This is a genomic window from Hallella absiana (assembly GCF_025457485.1).
GTDB lineage: Bacteria > Bacteroidota > Bacteroidia > Bacteroidales > Bacteroidaceae > Prevotella > Prevotella absiana.
Map to the genome: position 1 here is coordinate 120,284 of NZ_JAMXSP010000003.1, position 22,805 is coordinate 143,088.

The 22,805-nt window shown below is 53.0% G+C and carries 16 protein-coding genes; 6 read left to right on the plus strand and 10 right to left on the minus strand.

The annotated features are described in order from the left end of the window. The first annotated feature begins 25 nt into the window (after positions 1 to 25). Both NG346_RS02515 and NG346_RS02520 read left to right on the plus strand, forming a co-directional pair. Positions 26 to 1,573, plus strand: coding sequence for an ATP-binding protein (locus tag NG346_RS02515; protein ID WP_262279387.1), 1,548 nt, complete (start codon positions 26 to 28; stop codon positions 1,571 to 1,573). Positions 1,574 to 1,646: 73 nt separating this feature from the next. After that, positions 1,647 to 3,662, plus strand: a complete 2,016-nt coding sequence (locus tag NG346_RS02520; protein ID WP_262279386.1) for a glycoside hydrolase family 97 protein — start codon at positions 1,647 to 1,649, stop codon at positions 3,660 to 3,662. A 53-nt stretch (positions 3,663 to 3,715) separates the two neighbouring features. On the opposite strand, the gene NG346_RS02525 is transcribed toward NG346_RS02520, so the two are convergent. From NG346_RS02525 to NG346_RS02570, 10 genes are all read right to left on the minus strand, one after another. Next, a complete protein-coding gene (locus NG346_RS02525; RefSeq protein WP_262279385.1) occupies positions 3,716 to 5,023 on the minus strand; it encodes an inositol-3-phosphate synthase in 1,308 nt (435 codons plus the stop codon). Positions 5,024 to 5,257: 234 nt separating this feature from the next. Beyond that, positions 5,258 to 6,823, minus strand: coding sequence for a ComEC/Rec2 family competence protein (locus NG346_RS02530; RefSeq protein ID WP_262279384.1), 1,566 nt, complete (start codon positions 6,821 to 6,823; stop codon positions 5,258 to 5,260). Positions 6,824 to 6,867: 44 nt separating this feature from the next. Further along, the gene (locus NG346_RS02535; protein WP_154532549.1) at positions 6,868 to 7,170 is read right to left on the minus strand and encodes a thioredoxin fold domain-containing protein; all 303 of its coding nucleotides are present in this window, start codon (positions 7,168 to 7,170) and stop codon (positions 6,868 to 6,870) included. A 74-nt stretch (positions 7,171 to 7,244) separates the two neighbouring features. Further along, positions 7,245 to 8,408 (minus strand): dicarboxylate/amino acid:cation symporter, encoded by a 1,164-nt coding sequence (locus NG346_RS02540; protein ID WP_262279383.1) that lies wholly within the window; start codon positions 8,406 to 8,408, stop codon positions 7,245 to 7,247. 186 nt (positions 8,409 to 8,594) lie between these two features. Continuing rightward, on the minus strand, positions 8,595 to 9,263 hold the full coding sequence (locus NG346_RS02545) for an ABC transporter ATP-binding protein (RefSeq protein ID WP_262279382.1): 669 nt from the start codon (positions 9,261 to 9,263) through the stop codon (positions 8,595 to 8,597). Between the two features lie 16 nt (positions 9,264 to 9,279). Next, positions 9,280 to 11,655, minus strand: coding sequence for an ABC transporter permease (locus NG346_RS02550; protein WP_262279381.1), 2,376 nt, complete (start codon positions 11,653 to 11,655; stop codon positions 9,280 to 9,282). Positions 11,656 to 11,671: 16 nt separating this feature from the next. Further along, on the minus strand, positions 11,672 to 14,032 hold the full coding sequence (locus NG346_RS02555; RefSeq protein ID WP_262279380.1) for an ABC transporter permease: 2,361 nt from the start codon (positions 14,030 to 14,032) through the stop codon (positions 11,672 to 11,674). Continuing rightward, a complete protein-coding gene (locus NG346_RS02560) occupies positions 14,029 to 15,282 on the minus strand; it encodes an efflux RND transporter periplasmic adaptor subunit (RefSeq protein ID WP_262279379.1) in 1,254 nt (417 codons plus the stop codon). The genes NG346_RS02555 and NG346_RS02560 overlap by 4 nt, the downstream gene beginning before the upstream one ends. A 56-nt stretch (positions 15,283 to 15,338) precedes the next feature. Next, positions 15,339 to 17,657, minus strand: a complete 2,319-nt coding sequence (locus NG346_RS02565) for an outer membrane beta-barrel protein (protein WP_262279378.1) — start codon at positions 17,655 to 17,657, stop codon at positions 15,339 to 15,341. A 14-nt stretch (positions 17,658 to 17,671) separates the two neighbouring features. Further along, a complete protein-coding gene (locus tag NG346_RS02570) occupies positions 17,672 to 19,009 on the minus strand; it encodes a TolC family protein (RefSeq protein ID WP_262279377.1) in 1,338 nt (445 codons plus the stop codon). A gap of 235 nt (positions 19,010 to 19,244) precedes the next feature. Here NG346_RS02570 and NG346_RS02575 point away from each other — a divergent pair, with 235 nt between their 5' ends. The 4 genes from NG346_RS02575 to NG346_RS02590 all read left to right on the plus strand — a co-directional run bounded on the left by NG346_RS02575 (position 19,245) and on the right by NG346_RS02590 (position 22,772). Continuing rightward, positions 19,245 to 19,463: a hypothetical protein gene (locus NG346_RS02575; RefSeq protein ID WP_262279376.1), complete on the plus strand. Its 219-nt coding sequence runs from the start codon at positions 19,245 to 19,247 to the stop codon at positions 19,461 to 19,463. A gap of 4 nt (positions 19,464 to 19,467) precedes the next feature. After that, entirely contained in the window at positions 19,468 to 20,793 is a 1,326-nt protein-coding gene (locus NG346_RS02580) for a sigma-54-dependent transcriptional regulator (protein ID WP_262288255.1), read from the plus strand. A 118-nt stretch (positions 20,794 to 20,911) separates the two neighbouring features. Then, positions 20,912 to 22,060, plus strand: a complete 1,149-nt coding sequence (locus NG346_RS02585) for a sensor histidine kinase (protein WP_262288256.1) — start codon at positions 20,912 to 20,914, stop codon at positions 22,058 to 22,060. Between the two features lie 79 nt (positions 22,061 to 22,139). After that, positions 22,140 to 22,772, plus strand: a complete 633-nt coding sequence (locus tag NG346_RS02590) for a flavodoxin family protein (protein WP_262288257.1) — start codon at positions 22,140 to 22,142, stop codon at positions 22,770 to 22,772. Positions 22,773 to 22,805: the final 33 nt, after the last annotated feature.

Sequence of the window (22,805 nt, forward strand, 5' to 3'; positions counted from 1 at the left end):
AAATAACGCTATAAAATCAGAGGCTATGAACAGATACCCTTTAGGCATACAGACTTTCGAGGAAATACGTAAGAACAATCAGTATTACGTAGATAAGACCGACCTTATCTATAACATAGCCAAAGGCTCTCAGAGCAATTTTCTGAATCGCCCCCGCCGTTTTGGCAAGTCACTGCTTGTCACAACGATGCAGGCTTATTTCGAGGGAAAGAAAGAGTTGTTCAAAGGACTCGCCATCGAGAAGCTGGAGAAGGAATGGGTGAAATATCCGGTCATACATCTCGATTTAAGTCGCGGAAAGTACTATGAAATCCAGATGGTTCATTCTACCTTAAACGCCGTGCTTGGTTTCTATGAGGCAAAACTCGGCATAACGGTAGCCGAAGGTAGGACTTACGGCACCCGCCTGGATGAGATTATCCAAACGACAGCTGCCCAGACCGGACAGAAAGTCGTTGTCCTCATCGACGAATACGACGCGCCCATGCTCGACAGCAACGCCAAGCCGGAGCTGCAGGAACAGATACGCAGTATCATGCGCGACTTCTTCAGTCCCTTAAAGGCCAACGAGGGACTGCTGCGCTTTGTCTTCCTCACCGGCATCACGAAGTTCTCGCAGCTTAGCATCTTCAGCGAACTGAACAACATCAAGAACTACAGCCTTGACGACAGATATGCTACCATCTGTGGATTCACGGAACAGGAGCTGCTCGACAACTTCCACGAGGGGATCACCGACTTAGCCGCTGCCAACGGTATGACCTTCGACGAGGCTGTAGAAAAACTGAAGGAGCAATACGACGGTTATCACTTCACAGCCCACTGCCCGGGACTGTACAACCCCTATAGCATCCTCAACGCCCTGTTCGACAGTCGTTTCGACAATTACTGGTTCGCCACGGGCACACCGACCTTCCTCTTGGAACTGTTGCAGAAGAACAACATTCTCATCCCGCAGCTGGAAGGCATCATGGCTACTCCGCAACGCTTTGATGCGCCAACGGAGAAAATCACGGACCCAGTACCGGTGCTTTATCAGAGTGGCTATATCACCATCAAAAAGTCGCAGAACGGCATGTATCTGTTAGGCTTCCCCAACGAAGAGGTGCGTCAAGGCTTCAGCGAGAGCATGCTCAACTACATCGCGCCTTACTATGCAGGCCCACGCGACAACTTCGCGTGGGAGTTCGGTCAAGCCATGCGCGCAGACAATATCGATGCCGCCATGGAAGCCTTAAAGGTTTATCTCGCCGGATTTCCGTACGACATCCATCACAACAGTGAGGCGTTCTTCCAGGCTATCCTCTACACCATCTTCAACATGCTCAACTTCACCATTCGTGCCGAGGCTCGGACAGCACGCGGACGCGTCGACCTGCTGGTCTCTACCAAGACCACGATCTTCGTCATGGAACTGAAGATTGACCAGAGTGCGGAGAAAGCCCTGGAGCAGATCGACGCCAAAGACTATATCCTGCCCTACAAGCACGACGGCCGCCGCATCTTCAAGGTCGGCATCAACTTCTCTACGGAGAAGCGCACCGTGGATGAATGGAAATACGAAGAAGCATAAATAATAGAGTGCAAAAAGGATCATCTGCTGGAAAAGTTGTATCTTTGCTCAACCAAATCTAAAATACCCATACATGACAAACAAAAAAACAATCTTCAGAACAACTCTTTTCGCTATGGCTCTCGCCGTGGCTTTGCCTGCGACAGCCAAGGACAAGACCATCGCTTCGCCAAACGGACAGCTCATCGTAAAGCTTTCCGACGCTGACGGCAAACCGACTTATACCGTCACTCTCAACGGCAGGGAAGTGCTGTGCCCGTCCCGGCTTGGCTTCGTCGCTGACTTCGGTGACCTCACCCACGGCATGACGCTCAGCGATAGCCGCGACTATCCGATGGAGAAGCACTACGACATGACCCGCACTAAACGCGCCCATGTCGACTTCAAGGCCAACGCCACTGATGTGACCTTCGCCAACGCCGAGGGACAGCGCTTTGTCGTCACCTTCGTCGTCGACAATAACAACATCGCACTGCGATACGCCATTCCCCGTCAGAAAGACGACAACCCGAAGTGCGCCGTCATCAGCAGTGAGGCTACGAGCTTCCGCTTCCCCGACGGCACGACGACATTTCTCTGCCCTCAGATCACGCCTATGACGGGATGGGAACGCACCAAGCCCTCCTATGAAGAGGAGTACACTGCCGATGCCCCCATGGCCGCCAAGTCGCAGTTCGGCGTGGGCTATACCTTTCCCTGCCTCTTCCATGAACAACTGCCCGGCAACGGCAAAGCAAAGAAAACCGGTCAGAGCAAGGCCGACTACTGGGTGCTGGTCTCCGAGACAGGCGTCGACGGCAGCTACTGTGGCAGCCGTCTGAGCGACTACGACCCGCAGACGGGCTACACCGTGGCTTATCCGCAGCCCGGAGAGAACAATGGCAACGGCAGCGCTGCGCCCGGCATTGCCTTACCGGGCACGACGCCGTGGCGCACAATCACCATTGGACAGACGCTCGCACCCATCGTAGAGACAACGATTCCCTTCGATGTGGTAGAACCGAAATACAAGACCAAATACGACTACAAGCCGGGACGCTATACCTGGAGCTGGCTCGTATGGCAGGACAACTCGATCAACTATGCCGACCAGGTACAGTTTATCGACCTTGCCGCAAAGTATGGTTATGAGTATGTGCTGGTGGACAACTGGTGGGACAAGAACATCGGACGCAAGGGCATCAAGAAACTTGCCGCCTACGCCAAAGAGAAAGGCGTCCGTCTCATGCTGTGGTACAACAGCAACGGATACTGGAACGACGCCCCACAGACGCCACGTGGTATCATGAACGATGCCATCGCCCGCAAGCACGAGATGGCATGGATGGAGCGCATCGGCATCGCCGGCATCAAGGTCGACTTCTTCGGCGGTGACAAGCAACAGACGATGCAACTCTACGAAGACATTCTCAGCGATGCGAAAGACCATCACCTCGCCGTCATCTTCCATGGCTGCACGATACCGAGAGGTTGGGAACGGATGTATCCCAACTATATCGCCTCTGAGGCAGCACTGGCCAGCGAGAACGTCTTCTTCACAGAGTACCACGCCAAGAAGGAAGGTTTCGAGATGACCATGCATCCTTTCAGCCGCAATGCCATAGGCAGCTTCGACTGGGGCGGCGTGATCATGAACCGCTATCTCAGCCGCGACAACCACAGCCGTCACCCACGCCACACCAGCAATGTCTTTGAGCTTGCCACAGCAATCACCAATCAGACGAGCGTCAACTGCGTGGAGGTCACACCGCAGTCCGACTCTACCGTCAACGCCGTGGAGCGCGCTTTCCTCAAGAACATCCCGACGACCTGGCGCGAGACGAAGTTCATCGACGGATATCCTACCCGCTATGCTGTCATCGCCCGTCAGGACGCTGTCAGCGGCAAATGGTTTGTCGGTGGCCTCAACGGTCTGAGCAAGCCTCTTCAGCTCACGCTCTCCCTGCCCATGCTCGCCGGTCAGCAGGTAACACTTCTCACCGACGGCAAGAACCGCGAGGCCGTGGAGAAGACCGTGAAAGTCAGCAAGGACGGCAAGCTCAAAGTGTCGTTCCAGCCCATGGGCGGAATCGTCATAAGACAAAAATAACAGGAAAGGTCCTCCCAGGCTCTCCCTAAAAGAGAGGGCCAGGGAGAGTCTTCTTAGTCCACTTCCTCGTCAGCCTCATATCCGCCCATGGAGCGGATTGCGTTCTTGAGCATCGTGTACTGCTCAAAGAGATTGTTGACAGCTTCCTCGCCCTTGGTGTAGTCGTGCATAGGACTCTTGAGGAAGAAACTCAGGAAACGCTGGATGCCGTAACGACCGGCACGGTGAGCCAGGTCGGAGAGCAGCGTCAGGTCGAGCAGCAACGGAGCGGCAAGGATAGAGTCGCGGCAGAGGAAGTTGATCTTGATCTGCATGGGATAGCCCATCCACCCGAAGATATCGAGGTTGTCCCAGCCTTCCTTATTGTCGTTGCGTGGAGGATAATAGTTGATGCGCACCTTATGATAGATGTTGCCATAGAGGTCGGGCTGGTCATCCTTGCGCAAGATGGTCTCAAGGGTAGAGAGCTTGCTGACCTCCTTGGTGTGGAAGTTGGCAGGCTCGTCGAGCACGAGACCGTCGCGGTTGCCGAGGATGTTGGTAGAGAACCAGCCGCTGAGTCCGAGGTTACGCACTTTCAGGATTGGAGCGAAACCACTCTTGACGAGCGTCTGTCCCGTCTTGAAGTCCTTACCGGCGATGGGTAGTCTCTTTTCCTCGGCCAATTGCCACATAGCCGGGATGTCGACAGTGGTGTTAGGAGCCCCCATGATAAACGGCGCATCCTCCTGCAGGGCAGCATAGGCATAGCACATCGAAGGGGCGATATGCTCGCGGTCGTCGGCCTTCATGGCAGCCACCAACGTGTCGAGCTTACCATGGATGGGCTCGTAGTAAGGAACATAGATCTCTGTGGAAGCAGCCCAGATGACCACGATGCGGGCGCAGTCGTTCTTAGCTTTGAAATCGCGGATGTCCTGACGAATCTGCTCCACCATATCCCAACGGGTAGCGCAGTCCTTGACATTGTCGCCGTCGAGGCGCTTGGCGTAGTTCTTGTCAAAAGCAGCCTTCATCGGCTTGATCAGCTCCAACTCATCACGCACCGGGTCGATGTCTTTCTGCTTGAGCACCTCTGCGTAGACGGCAGCCTGATAGGCATTCTGTGGATAGACATCCCAACAGCCGAAGACGATGTCATCGAGTTTGGCCAAAGAGACGATGTCACCATAATGGAGGTATTTCTTCTCCTTGCCACGCCCCACACGAATCTTGTCGTATTGTGTCATTGAGCCGATCGGCTTTGCCAGTCCTTTGCGTGCCATCAGCACACCCGTCATAAACGTAGTGGCCACGGCACCGCAGCCTACAACAAGAATACCCAGTCTGCCCTCAGCAGGCTTCACGATTTCTTTTTCCATTTCTTTCTTAAAAAGGTTATTAGCTTTGCAGCGGATTGTTTCAACATTTCAAAATCAGGTCACAAGCAAGCATTGAACCTGTTTCTGTCTCTCTCCTTTGACCAAGACGCTGCAATTAAACAAGGCAAAGGAAAGAAAAGAATGTTGCAAATATACAAAGAATTAATAATAATAGCAACAATAATATTCTATTTCAATTCAATTTCTGACATTTACAACACAAAAAGAGATGTTTTAACAGTTTTTGCTACGCTTTATACGCTTTTCATACATCCATGCGGAGAGAAGACAAATAAGCACGAAATAATAAAGCCATACCTGCTTCTGATTGAATGACACGTCATCGACAGCAGCACCGGGTAGATACGACATCCAGCGCAAACCATGATTGAGCAAAAGCGTGGCTGACGACAACAGCCAGGAAAGCAGTTGGGAGACGCAGACAAGATGAGCCCACTGCAAAGGCAAGGAAAGAAAGAAGAAAAACGACAGAAGCAACAGAGGCATCGACAACAGCGACACGAGCAGATTGGCAGGAAGAAAATAGACCGACAGATTGCCGAAGTAATAAACCACCAAAGGAGCTGTACCCAACTGTGCGATCACCGACGTGCGCGTTGTGGACCACAACCAGGCAACGACACGCAAACGGGGATACCAAAGTCCCTCTACCAGTGGCTCCATGACAACTAAGGACAGCACGGCCATGAAAGACAACTGAAAGGAGACGTCCCACAGACTCTCCGGGTTCAGCACCAACACGACGACCGCCGCCAAGGACAACGCACTCAACGACGCGGCCCTGCGATGGAGCAACAAAGCAATGCTGCCCATCGACAGCATGATAGCGGCACGAACGACACTCACCGGCATGCCCACCAACACGACAAAGCACCACAGCACCAATAGCGTCAGCCAATAACTGACCCAGCGGTTGATGCGGAACAAGCCAAACGTGAGCAACAAGATGCTGAAGACAATGGACAGATGAAGACCGGACAACGCCAGAACATGGCTGGTGCCCGTTTGGGAATAGACTCGCCGCAATGTCTTGGTAAGGCAACTCTTGTCGCCCAAGGTCATAGCGGCCAACACCGCATACTCTTCTCCCAGAATACCCATACGGCGGTATTGGCCCAACATCTGCTCACGCCACTTCCCTACTCTTAGCCTCACACGGTCTGCTCTTCCCAAACTATGGAGTGACAATGCCACACGATGCCAGTCATAAGGACTGATCAGCGTCTGAGCACGGTAACCTTGGGAAAGCAACCATCGGCGGGAATCGAAATGTGTGTTAGCATTCGTGCGATAACCCTCTCCGGGGCGTTGCAAACGCGAGAAGAATGTAATGCCGTCACCAAGAGCCGGGGCAGAGACCGCCTCACCGGACAATGTATCACGAAGAAAAGAGAGGCGCGCCTTCATAGGATGACGCAATCGCTGTCCACCCACAGTTACAATCTGCGCGTCGGCTTGGATCACTTTGCCATGCTGCTGTGGCATTCCGACGACAATTGCCTCACACGAGCCTCTGCCTTCAGGCAAAGGATTCGCCTGCTCGTGAGCTTGACGGCATTCAAGAAATGCACCAAACGCCATTGTCGACAGAATCAAACAAATGTCACACAGCCATTTGTTACAACGATAGCCCACACAGGCAAGAACAAACAGCACACCGAAAACGACCACCCACGGTATCAAGCCCACAGATGCCCCGACGCCATTGCCCACCATGATACCCACCATGAGGGCAACGGCAACGTAGATCATCGGTTGATGGTAGTCGGTCTGTGGCATTTATCTATCTTGCAGCATTCGATCTTGCTTATCCTAATGAAAGCTTAGCACCCTTTACCGTCGAGGCTACAAGCAGGGCCGCCCACATTGGGGTCATACTCCTTGAGTCCTACATCCTCGGGCTTGAGTGTTACGGTGCCGTCCTCCAGGACAAAGGCCGGAATGCCGATGTCACCAATCTCCTTGGAATGGTCAAAAGCCGCACTCTTATCGCGCAAGTGCATAAAAGCACTCATATATCTGACATTTTCGCCAATATCAATCACTTTGAAACGCTTGTCGCCCTTGACCTGCTCGTCTACATAAGCACAGTAGGGGCAGGTAGGCATACCATAAATCTTAATCATAGTTATTGTCCTTTCTTATGTTATGTGCTGCAAATATACGCATTTCCCTTTAAACAAGCAAGGAACTGGTAGCTTTATTTCCGTGAGAACATCTTGTCCACAGCAAGGGCGATAGCACCGTCGCCTGTGACATTGCAGGCTGTGCCGAAACTGTCCATGGCGATGTAGAGTGCGATCATCAGCGCCTGAGCATTGGCGTTGAAGCCAAGAATGCTCGCTAAAGGAGCCAACGCAGCCATGATGGCACCACCGGGCACACCGGGGGCTGCCACCATGACGATGGAAAGCATAAGGATGAAATAGAGGAAAAGACCGAAGTCATGGGCGCGCCCTGTGAGCAGGCAGATGGTCAGGGCACAGGCCGTGATCTTCATCGCACTGCCACTGAGATGGATGGTGGCACAGAGCGGAACGACAAAACCGGCAATGGCATTGCTCACTCCATTCCTCAGCGTACGCGCCAGCGTCACGGGAATGGTGGCTGCCGACGAACTCGTGCCTAAAGCCGTGAGATAGGCTGGCAGCATGGTGAGCAACAGACGGAAAGGATTGCGGCGAACGATGGCACCGGCAATACAGTACTGATAGACGAGGATGAAGACATGAAGCACAAGGATGACCAAGATGATCTGGGCAAAGACAAGCATGATCTTACCAGCCTGTCCATTATACGTCATATTGAGAAACACACCAAAGATATACAGCGGCAGGAAAGGAATGATGCCCTTTGCGATGGCCTTGTCAACGACATAGCGGAGATCGTCGAAGAGCCGCTTAGAGGTTTTCAAATCGCCATAGGCAATACCAAGACCGAAGAGAAACGAGAAGACGAGGCCGCTCATCACGTCGACCATCGGTGGAATGGTGATCGTGAAGTAAGGCGTCAGCTCCATGCTCTTGGCGATATGCGGCAGTCCGCCCGTGGTAGCAATCATCGATGGAAAGAGCCACGAACCGGTGCCATAAGCCAGCAGGGCAGCCAACACCGTGTCGGCATAGGCAATGACGACGGTGACAACCAACAGCTTACCCGCCCCTCGCCCGATATCAGCAATGGCAGGAGTGACCAGACCGATGATGATCAGGGGTATCATAAAACCAAGAAACTGGCTGAACAGACTGTTGAACGTGACAAAGACTCTCACGACCGATGACGGAAGGAACAGGCCGAAGACCACGCCCAAGACGATGGCGATGATCACTCTCGGCAACAAACCGATATTCTTTAATGCTTTCACTTGACGAATACTTTCTTAGTATAAAATCTCTCTTAGTGCAAAGTTACGTCAAATATTCCGTTCGTGCAAATCATCGACTCATTATTATATACACCTTATTACATATATAGCACATGCACTTCTGCCCATGGCAAAAAAGCGGAGGCCGTCCCCGCAGTTGATGGGGGACGGCCTCCAAGAGAGAGATTATGGATTTGCGACGATTTGTCCGTCAAAGAGATGTATGATGCGATGGGCCAGCTCGGCATCGTGGGCATTGTGGGTGACCATGACGATGGTGGCTCCGTCCTGGTTGAGTTCCGTGAGCAACTGCATCACCTCGGCACCGTTCTTCGAGTCGAGGTTACCGGTAGGCTCATCGGCGAGGATGAGCTTAGGACCGAAGACCACAGCACGGGCGATGGCCACGCGCTGCTGCTGACCGCCTGAGAGCTGGTGAGGGAAGTGCTTGGCGCGGTGGCTGATGTTCATGCGCTTCATCACCTCCTGCACCTTCTGCTTGCGCTCGGCCTTGGAGATGCCGAGATAGGTAAGCGGCAGTTCTATGTTCTCCTCCACGTTGAGTTCGTCAATGAGGTTGAAACTCTGAAACACGAAGCCTATCTGTCCTTTGCGGATAGCCGTGCGCTCGTTCTCGTGGAGCCCCGACACTTCCTTGCCGTCGAGCCAGTACTGTCCCGACGTGGGGTTGTCGAGGAGTCCGAGGATGTTGAGCAGTGTGGACTTGCCACAGCCTGAAGGACCCATGATGGCGACAAACTCGCCGTCTTTCACTTCAAACGATACCTTGTCAAGGGCTATCGTCTCTACTTCTTCCGTGCGGAAGGTCTTGCTTAAATCTTGTACTTTTATCATAACTTCTTTCTTTTTATTATTCGTCTTTAAGGAATAGCACTGGATTGCTGTTGACTACCTTGCGGGCGGAGAGCAGCATGATGGTGACCACGATGGCGAGTACCACTAAGCCGACAGCTAAGAAGAGCAGGGGCGAGAGCGCAATGCGGTCGGCAAAGAGTTGCAACCATTTCTCGGCGATGACCCAAGAGAGGATGAGGCCCACGATGACGGCAGGCACCGAGAGCCTCAGCACGTCGGTCACGAGCATGTGGAAGATGTCGCGGGCCGTGGCACCGTTGACCTTGCGGATAGCAATCTCCTTGCGGCGGCGGTTCACCTCGTCGGTGGTGTAGCCGATAAGTCCCATCAGGGCGATGACCAGCGCAGTGATACCCGTAACGAGCGTTCCCATGCGGAAGCCGTCGGTGCTCTGATACTGATTGACGACAAGGTCAGAGTAAGGCATTACCTTCACGTCGCGGTCGGGCAGCAGTCGTTTCAACTGCCGGCGGGCACGGTCGAGGTTGTCGGGCGTGAGGTCGGTGAACTTCGCAAGGATGTATTGAGCGTCGTTGTTGTCGTGGAAGAGTACGCTCGGACGGAGCTCACGCTCAAGCGATGAGCCGAGGCTGACATCCTTATACACGCCGCAGATGGTAGAGAAAGGATGCAGGCTGTCGGTATGTTCCGAGACGCAGATATGCTGTCCGACGACGCTGCCCTGCTTGTGCGTGGTCGTATGGAAGCGCTTCACAAACGACTCGCTCACCATCACCTCGCTCAGGTCGCTGTCGGCAGGCTCGGTGAAGTTGCGGCCCTCGACGACCTTGATGCCCATGAGCTTCAGATAGCCGTCACCCACACTGTACTGGTCGGCAATGTTGAAGTATTCCGTGTCGTCGCCCGGCAGATAGATATTGTTTCCGCTATGCCACCCAATCGGCAACGTGTAGGCTGTTGTCACCTGCTCGATGAAGGGCAGCGAGCGCAGCGACGTCACGGCCTGCTGCATCTGGTTGACAGGTGCTTTGTCCAAGGTGACGACGGCAAGACGGCTGTAGTCGTAGCCCATATCCTCGTGCGTCACCTCGCGGTACTGCTGTTGCACGACGGCAAGCAGGCTGAGCATGACGGTGACGACGAGAAACTCCACCGACAGCATGATGAGTTTCCAGCGGCGGCGTGCCTCATGCACGCCACGGAAGGCAGCTGTCACCGGCACCTTATTATATATATAGCCCGGCACGAAACCACCGATAAAGATGATGAGCAGGCAGATGAGACCGAGTATCCATGAGCCTCGGCTGAACAGCATCGTGCTGACGGGTGCGGAGATATAGCCCTCTATCGTTCCCTTGCAGGCAAAGATAAGGACTGCGGCCAAGAGGATGCCGATGGCCACATGCACCAGCGACTCACTGATCATGATGCCATAGATGGTGCGCCGCCCGCCGCCGAAACACTTGCGTACGGCCATCTCACGGAAGCGGCTGACCACGTTGCCCATGACGATGAGCAAATAGTTGACCACCGTGGAGACCAGGAGAATGATGGCAAGCAGCGTCATGATCCAGCACATCGTCTTGATTTGTGGATTGGAGGTGTAGTCTTCGGTAACCTGCGTGAAGGTATAGTTGAACTTCACGCCAGCTTTCTCAGCCTCGGCATAGTCGCTGTGCTGTGCCATCATCTTACTGACGTTAGGTTTCAGGTAGTCTATCGTAGCACCCTTCTTCAGTCTAATATAAGAAGAGAAGCGGTCGCCACCCACCCAACGGTCTGTGATTTCGAAATCTAAATACTTGTTGATAGTAGGCAGTGATGTAATGACATCGATGCCGTGCAGTTTAGAGTTGTACGGGAAGTCCTCATAGACACCGCCAATGATGAGCTTAAAATCGTAGTCGCGCAGCTCGAACGCTTTGCCCACTACATTGCCACCGATGCGATCAGCCATGGATCGGCTTATCACACAGTTATAAGGGCGACTGAGGCTCTCCTTGAGGTTGCCCTGCACGGTTGCCCGTGGAAAAACGTCGAAGAGACAGCTGTCAGCAGCGTCTACCTCGTCGATCGTGAACGGCCGTCCGTCGACGGTCGTCTTCACATCGCTGAGCATGAACGAGTAGCGTGTGGCTGCCTCCACCTGCGGGGATATGGCCTTGAGGCCCGGTGCAATGGCTCCCGAGGTTTGTGACCACTCGTTGTACTGCCCGTTCTGCACGACATCCTCATTAATCGTGTAGGTGCGCTCGTGCCCGGGAAACCACGTGTCGAAGGTCTGCTCGAAATAGACTTCGCCGATCAGCACCGCCGACACGGCAAGACCAAAGCCCAAGCAAACAATCTTTGCCAGATTGTGTTGGCCGCGCCGTGGCAAATTCTTGATGGCGCTTAAAATTTGATTCATATTGCTATGTTTTGTGTTATTCCTGTTTGATATTGTTCACCGGGTTCTCGTTGCCGGCCTTCCAGCTCTGCACGAACACGGCGAGAAGACTGACGGCGAACACCACGGCACCAGCCACGAGAATCCATGGCCACCAGACGACACGGTAGCTGAACTGTGACATCCAATGCAGCATGAGCCACACCGTCAGCAGGCTGCCGATGACGAAAGCGATGGCGACATACTGCATGAACGTGCGGATGAGACGTCGGCGGACCTGAGCTCTCGTGGAGCCGAACACCTTGCGGATGGCTATCTCCTTGGCTCGCTGTCCGATGTAGTAGGTGGCCATGGCCACGAGGCCGAGCAAAGAGATGAGGATGGCCATGAAAGCGAAGAGAGTGACGAGGTGTGAGGTTTGTTGCTCCTGGTGGAACTTGTCCTGGATGATGCGGTCAGCAAACTTAGCGTCGTCGTCGGTCATCACCTTATGGAAAGCTGTATGGTAGACGTCGGCCACTGTATTGAAGGCCGTCTGTGGGTCTCCCTTCACCTTGATGGAGATGGCCCAGGGATAATCCACATGCGGCTGGATATCAATAAACATCGGATGCTGCTCGCGCTGGATGTTGTCGATAAGAAACTCGTTCATGCGTCCGCCGTAAACATCAAGGCTGTCCGCGTAATAGAATGGATTCTTACGCAACAGTTCTTGGGGCCGTATACCCATAATATTTTTTATCTCTGCCTCAGCTTCGTGGTTGATGTAGAAGTGGTGCGCCTGTGGTTTACAGCCGCCTTTCAGTGTCAGACCATAGACATTCATAAAGTAGGGGTCTGTAATGAAAAATTGCATCGAGACGGCCTTGCCATTAAAAGCAAATGTGTTGTTGTTGCCGCCGTCCAAGGGCGTGCCCATCGAGGCCGACGCGGCAGCTACGCACGACTCCCGCCGGAGCAGATCCATGAACGTGTGAATGGCGTCGGGATGACCGCTATTGAAAGTCGATATCACAAGGATATTGTCCTTGTTGAAGCCCAACGGTGCGTTGACGAGATGTCGCAACTGTGCCAGCATAATGAGGGCGCAGCCTAACATCGTGATGGTGATGATGTTCTGAAAGACGATGAACACACGGCTGAGCACCATCTTGGTCTGATGTACAAAGGTACCTTTGATAATCTCAATGGGTTTCACGCGCGAGGTGATGAGGCCGGGGATGATGCCCGACAACGTACCGATGACGACGATAAGCAACAGCGAAAGACCAATACAAGCCAGACTAAACAACCGGGAGACCTGCAGCGTGGTGTCAAGCTGATGGCCCATGACCGGTGCGAAAGCCACGGCCAACAACAAAGCCACCATCCAAGCCACAAGGCAGAGCAGCGTGCTCTCGGCCACGAGCTTGGCAAAGACACGGCGCCGTGTGGCCCCAAAGAGCTGGCGGGTAGCCATCTCGCGGGCACGACGTCCGGAGATGGCAACGGTGAGGTTGATGTAGTTGGTCACGGCAAAGAGCAGGATGAGGAGCGTGGCCACCATCAGGATGTTAATGAGCGTGGGATTGCCACGACGCGTGACGTCGTTGTTAGTGTCTAACTTGGAGAGGTAGAGATGAGAGAAAGGAGTGGTAAAGACTTCGCATTTCCAACTCTCTTGGAAGTGTGGCCAGAAAGTGCTGATGAACTTAGTCAGTTCATGCGACCTGCCTATGAAGGAATGACCGGGACGCATGAGCAGGAAGACACTGCTCCCCGTGTAATTGATGCTGCCTTTGACGAAGAACTCGTCGGAGTTGGCCATATTGTACAACTTGGCCTGAGAGAAGTTCGTCAGCATATCGGTATGACAGAACACGGTATTGTCCAAGTCCTGCATGATGCCGGTCACACGGAAACGTATGGTGTCGTCGATTGTCACGGTCTGCCCCATGGGATCGGCCGAGCCAAACAACTTGCGGGCGAAGCTCTCGGTGAGCACGGCACTGTTGTCGGCGGTCAGACAACTATTGCGGTCGCCCTTGAGCAACTTGTAGTCAAAGACATGAAAGAAAGTGGTGTCAGCACTCAGTAAGGATGCTGACAAGTAATCACCGCCACAACTGACCCAAGTACCGTTATGACATACGCCACAAGCACTCTCTATCTCTGGATAGTGCTTGCGCAACTGCGTTCCCACATAGTGGTGGATACCCTCACAAGCATCAGTGCCATCAAACGACATGCCCAGCGCTTCTATCCGGTCGGCATTGGCCACCTGCTTGTCGATGCTCTTCTCCTGCCAGGTGTAGAGGCCGATGAGCATCACGAACATCAGCGACACGCTGAGGCCAAAGAAGTTGATAAGGGTGTAGCCCTTGTTACGGGAAAGGAAAACGAAATAGCTCTTCATCATTTTATCTTCAGTTCTTTGTAATCCTTGTAACTCTCATATCCACTCACGATGACGCGCTCGCCGGGCTCCAGCCCTTCCAACACCTCATAGTACTGCGGGTTCTGCCGTCCGATGCGTATGTTGCGGCGGTAGGCTTTGTGGCCGGAAGCGTCGAGCACGAAGATCCACGAGCCGCCGGTGGTACTGTAGAACGTACCCTTGGGGATGATGATGGCCTTCTTCGACTCGCCGAGCTGCAGGTCGATATAGTAGGTCTGTCCCGTGCGGATATTCTGTGGGCGGGCGCCACGGAAGACGAAATCAATCTTGAAGCGGCCGTCGTGCACCTCGGGATAGACCTTGCGCACCTCAAGGCGATAGGTTCTGCCGTTCTGCGTGAACGTGGCGGCGAGTCCGCTGTGCACGCGGTCGATGTAGTGCTCATCCACTTGTGCCTCCACCTTATAGTCGCTAAGGTCGTTGATGACGCCAATCTTCTGTCCCGGCGTAATGCTCTGTCCCAACTCCACGTCGAGCAGTCCCACCTCACCATCAATGGAAGAACGTACGTCGAGCTTAGCCTTACGCTGCCTGACAAGTTCCACATTGCGCTGCATCGAGGCGAGGTTGTCGCTCATCTGGTTCATCTGTGCCCTCCGCATCTGTGCGCTCTTGCTGAGTCGCTGACGAATGAGTCGGTTCTTCTCCTGAGCCAGTTGGTAGTCTTCCTTGGCCTTGAGGTAGTCCTCACGCGAGTTGAGTTGCTCGCGCTGCAAGGCGGTCTGATGGCTCAATGCCCGTTTCTTGGTCTGTACGTCCATGGCATACTGTGCGGCCTCGGTGCGGTTGTTGAGCTGGTCCTGCTCCATCGACAGTTGCGTGTTGCGCAGCATGTCCTGCTTCTCGGCGAGCTCGCTCTCGGCATTGAGGATTTCAAGGTCGAGGTTGGAGTTGCTCAGCCTGACGATGACATCGCCCTTGTGCACCTTCGAACCTTCATCGACGACCTTCTCAACGACCACACCGCCCTCTTCGGGCGAGATCTGCACCACCTGGATGGGCACCACATTGCCGTCAAGGCTGACGTAGTCGTCGAACTGCGCGTCGGTGACTGTAGCGATACTCAGCCCTCGCGTGTCGACTTGCAGCGTTGAGGTGAAGTTGCCCAAGGCCAGCCACACCAGCAGGGCAATGACCAGCACGCCTCCACCTATCCACGGCCAGTACTTCCGTGGCACGCGGTATTTCTTCTGTTTGATTTCTATATCCATAGCTTTAATCTTGTGTCCAGGTACAAATAGCACGCCACTCAAGTGAGTTCCTCCGACTACATTCTATCGATTTCCTCACTGGCTGCGCTTTTACCATTATATTTCTTTTTATTATTAAAGGTATATCTGATGAACAGACTGATATTTCTATTGTCTTTGAATCGTTCCTTCTCGAAGATGTAGTCGGAAGCGTAACGAGTCTCACGCTCCTTAGTCCCGAGGATATTATTGACGCTCAGTCTGGCGAAGACAGCCTTCTTAAAGAAGTACTTAGTGACGCCAAAGCTGACAACAAATCCCTGTTTGACTCTGTATTCACGCATGTAGCCATCGGTATTATAGGTAAGCCAGAGATAGGGCATCCATTGATTCTTCAAATTGAAATAGTTGTTGAACGACAACACACCATAAGGCCGTTTTCCATTTGCCAACGTCCCATCCGTGTTATAGATATCAAAGAAAGTGCGCATAACATTCAGATTGGCATAAAACTCCCAAATACCTACCGTGTTGTTGTAAGAAAGGTATCCATTGAGTGCTGAGTAATGCGGCTTGTTTTGAGGAATGGACAAGAGATGCAATGGATCCTCTTGATCAACAACATTATTGGTCATTATGTAGTCCTTTATCCATTGGTACGCCAATGAGAAACGAAGGTGTCGGTATTGGATAGAATAGGACAAATCAGTGGTGTACTGAGACAGAAGCATAGGATTTCCAGCCTCTGTTTCGTACTTGTTGAAGTATTCATGGCTATTGCGCAACTGATAATAAGAGGGGCGCTGCACCTTTGTGGTCAGGCTTAAGCCCATCTTGGAATTGCACACGGGCATGGACATCGATAGGTACGGGTAGAGTCTCGTGTAGCTTCTATCAACTAAATACTGATGGTTCAAGTCATCATGATATGACATTTTCAAACGCTCATACCGCACGCCTGCATCCGCACTCAGCTTTCCAAGAGTCATATTCCCCTCGGCGAAGAAAGCAGTCTTTGTCTCCTCAGAGGTCAAGGCTGTGTTTGTGCTTGTAGATGTATCGTCCTGGCTGTTGTATGTCTTCACATCCTTCACATAGCTGACATTAGAACCGACCCTCAACTTGGCGTTCTTGCACCATTGGTATTCGAGTTCAACAAGTGCCGCGGCAATGTCGTATGTCGTTTTGTTTGTGGACTGCACATCATGCGAGATCGTCAGATTGCCCGACTCGGCATTGTTTCTGCCTTCATGACTCGTTCTTCTGAGGTAATCCCCATTAAAGTCAAGCGTCCAATTGCTGGCAATGCGACCCTCATAGTACAAGTTTGATTGCCACTGGTCGTAATGAGATCGGGCATTAATGGCGGACTTCATGCGCTCATACAACACCGCGTCCCTCGAGATAAGATTGTCAGACTCTCCTCCATAATGTTCAGTTTCCTTTTGATAAGTCACTTGCCCACCTAAGGTATTATTCTTATCTATATTCACACTCATTCCACCAGAGACAGTCTGGTCGTAATACGTAGACAACCATTTGGGCATATTGCTATATAAGCTCCATACATGTTTGGGGGTAAATGTCGTCTCTGTGTTTTCCTGATCAGTAGAATAGCGTGATGTGGAATTGCTGAAAACGGCAAACGCGTTTACCTTGTCGGTGTTATAGGTGAATTGCGTTTGCTCATAGTCATAGTTTCTCCGTCCCTGCCCGTCTCTTGCAGCCACCATTCCACCCAGTCCTTTTGCATGCTGGTGCTTCAGATTTATTTTGATGACAGCGTGAGTGTCGGCATCGTATTTGGCTCCAGGATTGCTGATGACCTCTATCGTTGCAATGTCCTTCGTTGCGATTCTTGACAGCTCCGAAGGGTCGATAAGCTTTCTATTGCCCACATAGATAACGGCAGTGCCTTTCCCAAAGACTTGATAATTTCCTTTCTCTCCTGAGACCATGGGCAACTTGTCGAGTATATCATCAGCAAAGCCAAAATCACGCAGACGTGAGTGCTGGATGTCGGCGATGATATCGGTACCCCTGCTCTTGAATATATCTCTCTTTCCAGACACAACCACCTCTTTCAATGCATACTCATTCGATTGCATTTGCACAGTTTGCTTGCTTTTGACTGGGCTGACGAATGCTGTAATATAGCCGATTGCACTGACTTTCAAACACTCGTGCCCCGTACTGTTTGCATGGTCAAAGGAAAACTGTCCATCTGCATTTGTAATGGTGCCAGAAATTAAAGTGGAGTCAGGCAAGGAGTACAGTGAGACATTTGCATAACTCAAAGGCTGCGAATGGGAGTCTACCACAACACCAGAAATCTGAGCATACACGGATAGCGACGTCAGCGTAGTAAAAGCTATAAGTATTAATTCTCTCCTCATACGAACTTTCTCCTTTATAATTTTCCGTTGACATAATAGTTGACGAGCCTTGCCTTCAGTGCCAGCATCATCTCGCTTTGCAGCAGGAGCAGGCGGCTTTGCAGCAAGGTCTGCGAGGCGGTGTGCAGGTCGAAGACGCTGAGCATGCCTTCCTCGTATTTGCGGCTGGAGAGATGATGGGCCAGCGAGTCAGAAGCCGCCTTGCGCTGCAGCTGCTCCACCTCACGGGCGTATCCACGGTAGTCGAGGACGGCCTGCAAGGCATCGTCGTGCTGCTTGCGGCGTGCGTTGGCCACGTCGAGCTGTGCCTCCTGCCAGTCGGTCTTGGCCCGGCGAACCTTGTTCCACGACGAGGCATTGAAGATAGGGATAGAGAGCGTCATGTAGATGTACTCGCCCATGTTGTTACGGAACTGTGAGCCGAAGCCCTCAGCCTGTCCGCCCGCCGTGAGGTTCTTGTAGTAGTTGGTAGCCACGCCGCCGCTCAGCGTGAGTTTGGGCAGAAGCGCAGCACGCTGTATCTTCCACGCCAACCGGGCTCGTTCGGCAGCTGCCTCAGCCACGGCCACGGCAGGACGGTCGGCAAGGAAGTAGCCACTCTGCATCAGGCTGTCGCAGGCATGGCGGTTGGCGGGCAACATGGCGGCAGCGGCGACATCGACGGGCAGACCGGCTACCAAGAGCGTGTCGTCGGTGGGATAGTTCATGGCCGTCTTCAAGTCGGCCAGGGCTTTGTCGGCAAGGTTGCGCTGGTGCAAGAGATTGTACTCGTCCTCGGCCACCTGACTCTCCACCTGCACCACGTCGGGCCGACTCTTCTCGCCAAGGTCGAACATGCGGCGGGTCTTCATCAACAGTGCCTTCGAGTCGCTCAGTTTCTCCTCGGCGAGGGCGATGGTGCGACGGGTGTAGACAGCATCAACGTATTTCTCCATCACGCTCATGGCCTTGTCGTCGCTGGCTTTGGCAATGGCACTCTGTGCCGAAGCCCTGTCGAGGCGGGCCTGCTGGAAGGCGTTCCAGGTGGCACCGCCGTCGAAGAGCGTCACCGAGGCTCCGAGTGCATAGTAGTTGTTGAACGTGGTGACATTATTATAGGTGTTGGTCTCCGGGTCGATGTTGCGGCCCCAGCTGTATTGTCCGTTGACCTCCGCCGACACAGAGGGCAGAAAGTCGAGCAATGCCGTGCGGTAGTCAGCGTGCTTCTGCTCCTGCTCGAGCGTCTGCCGTCTCACCTCGGTGGCGTGCTCGCGGGCGTAGGCGATGCAGCGGTCCAGGCTCCATGGTTCCTGCCCTTGGACGCTCAGGCTCACGAAGAAGCCCATGATGAGGATATAATGCTTTGTTTTCATACACTATTTACATTGCCAAAGGCGTGCTAAAAACGCAAGTCGCTGTTTATTAAGCTTCTAAGAGATATTACCACAAATACCAGTGTACAATAATTGGACAGTGAGTGTATAAGAATTAGACACAGATTCGCTACAAGACAAAGGAAAAGCATACGATAATTGATAAAAAGTCTCAAAAGAATTTGTTTGTGCAACTAATATTAGTTACTTTTGTAAATGTAAGTGATTGAAGACCATGAAATACAAAGGCTATACGGGAAACGTTAATTACAGTGTAGAAGACAACTGCTTCTATGGCGAAGTACTTGGCTTGACACATGACGCTATTACTTACGAAGGAGAAACCATGGATGAACTCCGAAAAGACTTCGAGGGAGCAGTGAATGACTACATCGCAAATTGCAAAATGGAAAAGGAGATAAGGACACCAAGAACTCAAAAACAACAAATATAGCACAATGAAACACGGCACCCTTCTTGTCGTCGACGACAACCGTAACATCCTCACCACGGTGAAGATGGTGACCGAGCAGACCTTTGAGCGCATCATCTGCCTGGCCAGTCCCTCAAGCCTCCTCACCCGACTGCGTGAGGACCAGCCCGACGTGGTGCTGCTCGACATGAATTTCCACAGCGGTATCAACAACGGCAACGAGGGACTCTACTGGCTCAGGGAAATTAAGAAAGCACGGCCGCAGACCGCCGTCGTGCTCTTCACCGCCTACGCCGATATAGAGTTGGCCGTGACAGGCTTGAAGGATGGAGCCGCCGACTTCATCGTCAAGCCCTTCGACAACCACCAACTCATAGAGAAACTCACCGACGCTTACCAAAAGACGAGGAAGAAGAAACCAACCATTACGGCAGTGTCGGAGATGATATGGGGCACCTCGCCCGCCATGAGACACTTACGCGACATGGTGGAGAAGGTGGCGGGCACAGACGCTAACATTCTCATCACCGGCGAGAACGGCACCGGCAAGGAGGTTCTCGCCAAAGAGATTCACCGACTCTCGAAACGCGCCGACAAGGCGCTGATGCCCATCGACCTGGGTGCCGTCACGGAGACGCTCTTCGAGAGTGAGCTCTTTGGTTATGTCAAAGGGGCCTTTACCGACGCCAAGACCGACAAGCCCGGTAAGTTTGAGCTCGCTGAGGGCGGCACGCTCTTTCTCGACGAGATCGGCAACCTCAGCTATGCGCTACAAGCCAAACTACTCACCGCCCTGCAACGGCGCACTATCGTCAGAGTAGGCGGCAGCAAGCCAATACCCATTGACGTGCGTGTCGTCTGTGCCACGAACCGCAACTTGGAGGAGATGGTGCGACAAGGAGCTTTCCGTGAAGATCTGCTCTACCGCATCAACACCATCCAACTCCACTTGCCACCTCTACGTGAGCGCACGGGCGACATCATGACCTATGCCGGTTCTTTTCTCCACCGCTATGCCCACCTATATAATAAGGAGGGAATGACATTCGCGCCTGATACCCAAGAGAAGATAGAGCACTTGCCATGGTACGGCAACATCCGTGAGCTGCAACATGCAGTGGAGAAGGCCGTCATTCTCTCTGACGGCACGACGATACGTCCCGACGACATTGAAGGTTCGGCTACGACACGCCCTCAACCTACCAACGACATCCAACGACTCGACGACATGGAGCGCGAGATGATTGCCAAAGCCATTGCGGAATGCGAGGGAAACCTCTCACATGTCGCCTCACAGTTAGGCATCTCCAGACAGACGCTGTACAATAAGATGAAAAAGTACGGGATATAAAGACTCTCCCTAACCCTCCCTAAAAGGGAGGGAAACAAGAAACCAATTAGGGTTGAACAAGCCACCGAGTATAGAGGGAGACAAAACATCGGTTATATATGACACACCTTATATATATATGACACAGCCTGAATATTATATTCTGCTTGCCATTGCCGCCATTCTTATCGTAGTGTTGTTGGCAATGATCATCGTGCTGTGGCGACGCAACCGCCGCACAGTGGGCAAGGTGGCCTTCCTGTTCAACGCCATCGACAACGGGGACTATGCCTTCCGCTACTCCGAAGACAGGAAAGGCGACGCGATGGTCAACAGGTCGCTCAATCGCATCAAGGAGATCCTGCAACACGCACGCAATGAACAGATAGAAAAGGAAAAGTACTTTGAGCTCATCCTCGACTCGGTGGACACGGGCGTGCTGGTTGTCGACGAGGAGAGGGGACTGGTGCTGAGAAGCAACAATGCCGCACGCAAATTGTTGGACCGCGAAGCCATCACACACATCAGTCAAGTGAGTGACGCCTTGAAGAAGTTCTCCGTGCGCGAGACGCATACCATCCTGCAACAGCGTCGTGTGCGCATCATCGCCTTCAGCGACATTGGCGGTGAGCTGGCCAACCAGGAGATCGACTCGTGGGTACGCCTCATCCGTGTGCTCACCCATGAGATCATGAACACGCTCACGCCCGTCATCTCGCTCAGCGAAGCCCTGTTGCCACAGGCTGAAGGCGAACAACATGAGGGACTGGAGGTGATCCACCAGACCAGCAAGGACCTGATTCGTTTCGTCGAGAACTACCGGCAGTTCACCCATGTGCCCACGCCACAGCCGTCGCCCTTTGACGTGAAGCCCTTCTTGCAACGAATGGTCACGCAAGTCAGGCCGCTTCTTCATCATGATGTGACGATTACGCTCTGCGTAGAGCCCGACGATCTCATGGTCTACGCCGACGAGGGACTCATCGCCCGTGTAGTGAGCAACTTACTGAAAAACGCAGCCGAGGCCACCCGAGAGGGACAGCACATCAGCCTCCACGCCTTCTCCGACACCGATGAGTCGGTCGTCATCGACATCAGTGACGACGGTGAGCCGATACCACCGGACATCGCCACGCATATCTTCATCCCTTTCTTCACCACTAAGGACGAAGGCAGTGGCATAGGACTTTCCATCTCACGACAGATCATGCGGGTAAGCAACGGCTCCATCGCCCTCCTACCCGACCGCCACGACGGACAGACGACGTTCCGGCTGAGGTTTCAATAGCGGCATCACGTCACTGTCATGGCACAATGTTTGTGAAACAGACTTCAGAACATACACATTATTATATATATAGCACAAGATGAAAGTATTACTGATCAATGGCAGCTCTCATAAGGAGGGCAACACCTTCCACGCGCTGAGCATGGCCGCAAAGAAGTTGGAATCACAGGGTATTGAGACGGAAATCATGCAGATTGGCAACAAGCCAGTGCGCGGTTGCATCGCCTGCGGAGTCTGTAAGCAGAAAGGCAACAACCGCTGTACATTTGACGATGATGTGTGCAATCGTTTCTTGGAGAAAGCAAAAGATGCCGACGGCTTTATCTTTGGCTCACCGACATACTACGGCCAACCCAACGGCGCACTGCTCGCCGTGGTACAGCGAATGCTCTATGCCGGTGGCGCACTGATGAAAAACAAGCCCGTAGCCAACGTCGCCGTGTGCCGCCGCGGTGGAGCGTCTGCCGTCTACCAAACGATGAACATGGCGTTTGAGATGATGAACATGCCTATCGTCACTTCGCAGTATTGGAACATGGTCTACGGGCAAAAGCCCGGTGAGGCGGAGCTCGACGAGGAAGGAATGCAGACGATGCGCACGATGGCCAACAACATGGCGTGGCTCTTGAAGCGCATCCACCAGGGCGGCGATCCACAGTATCCAGAGCGAGAGCCGTGGACACCGATGAACTTCATCAGAACTTCCAAGTAGCATAAAAAAAGGACTGCCAGAGATGGCAGTCCT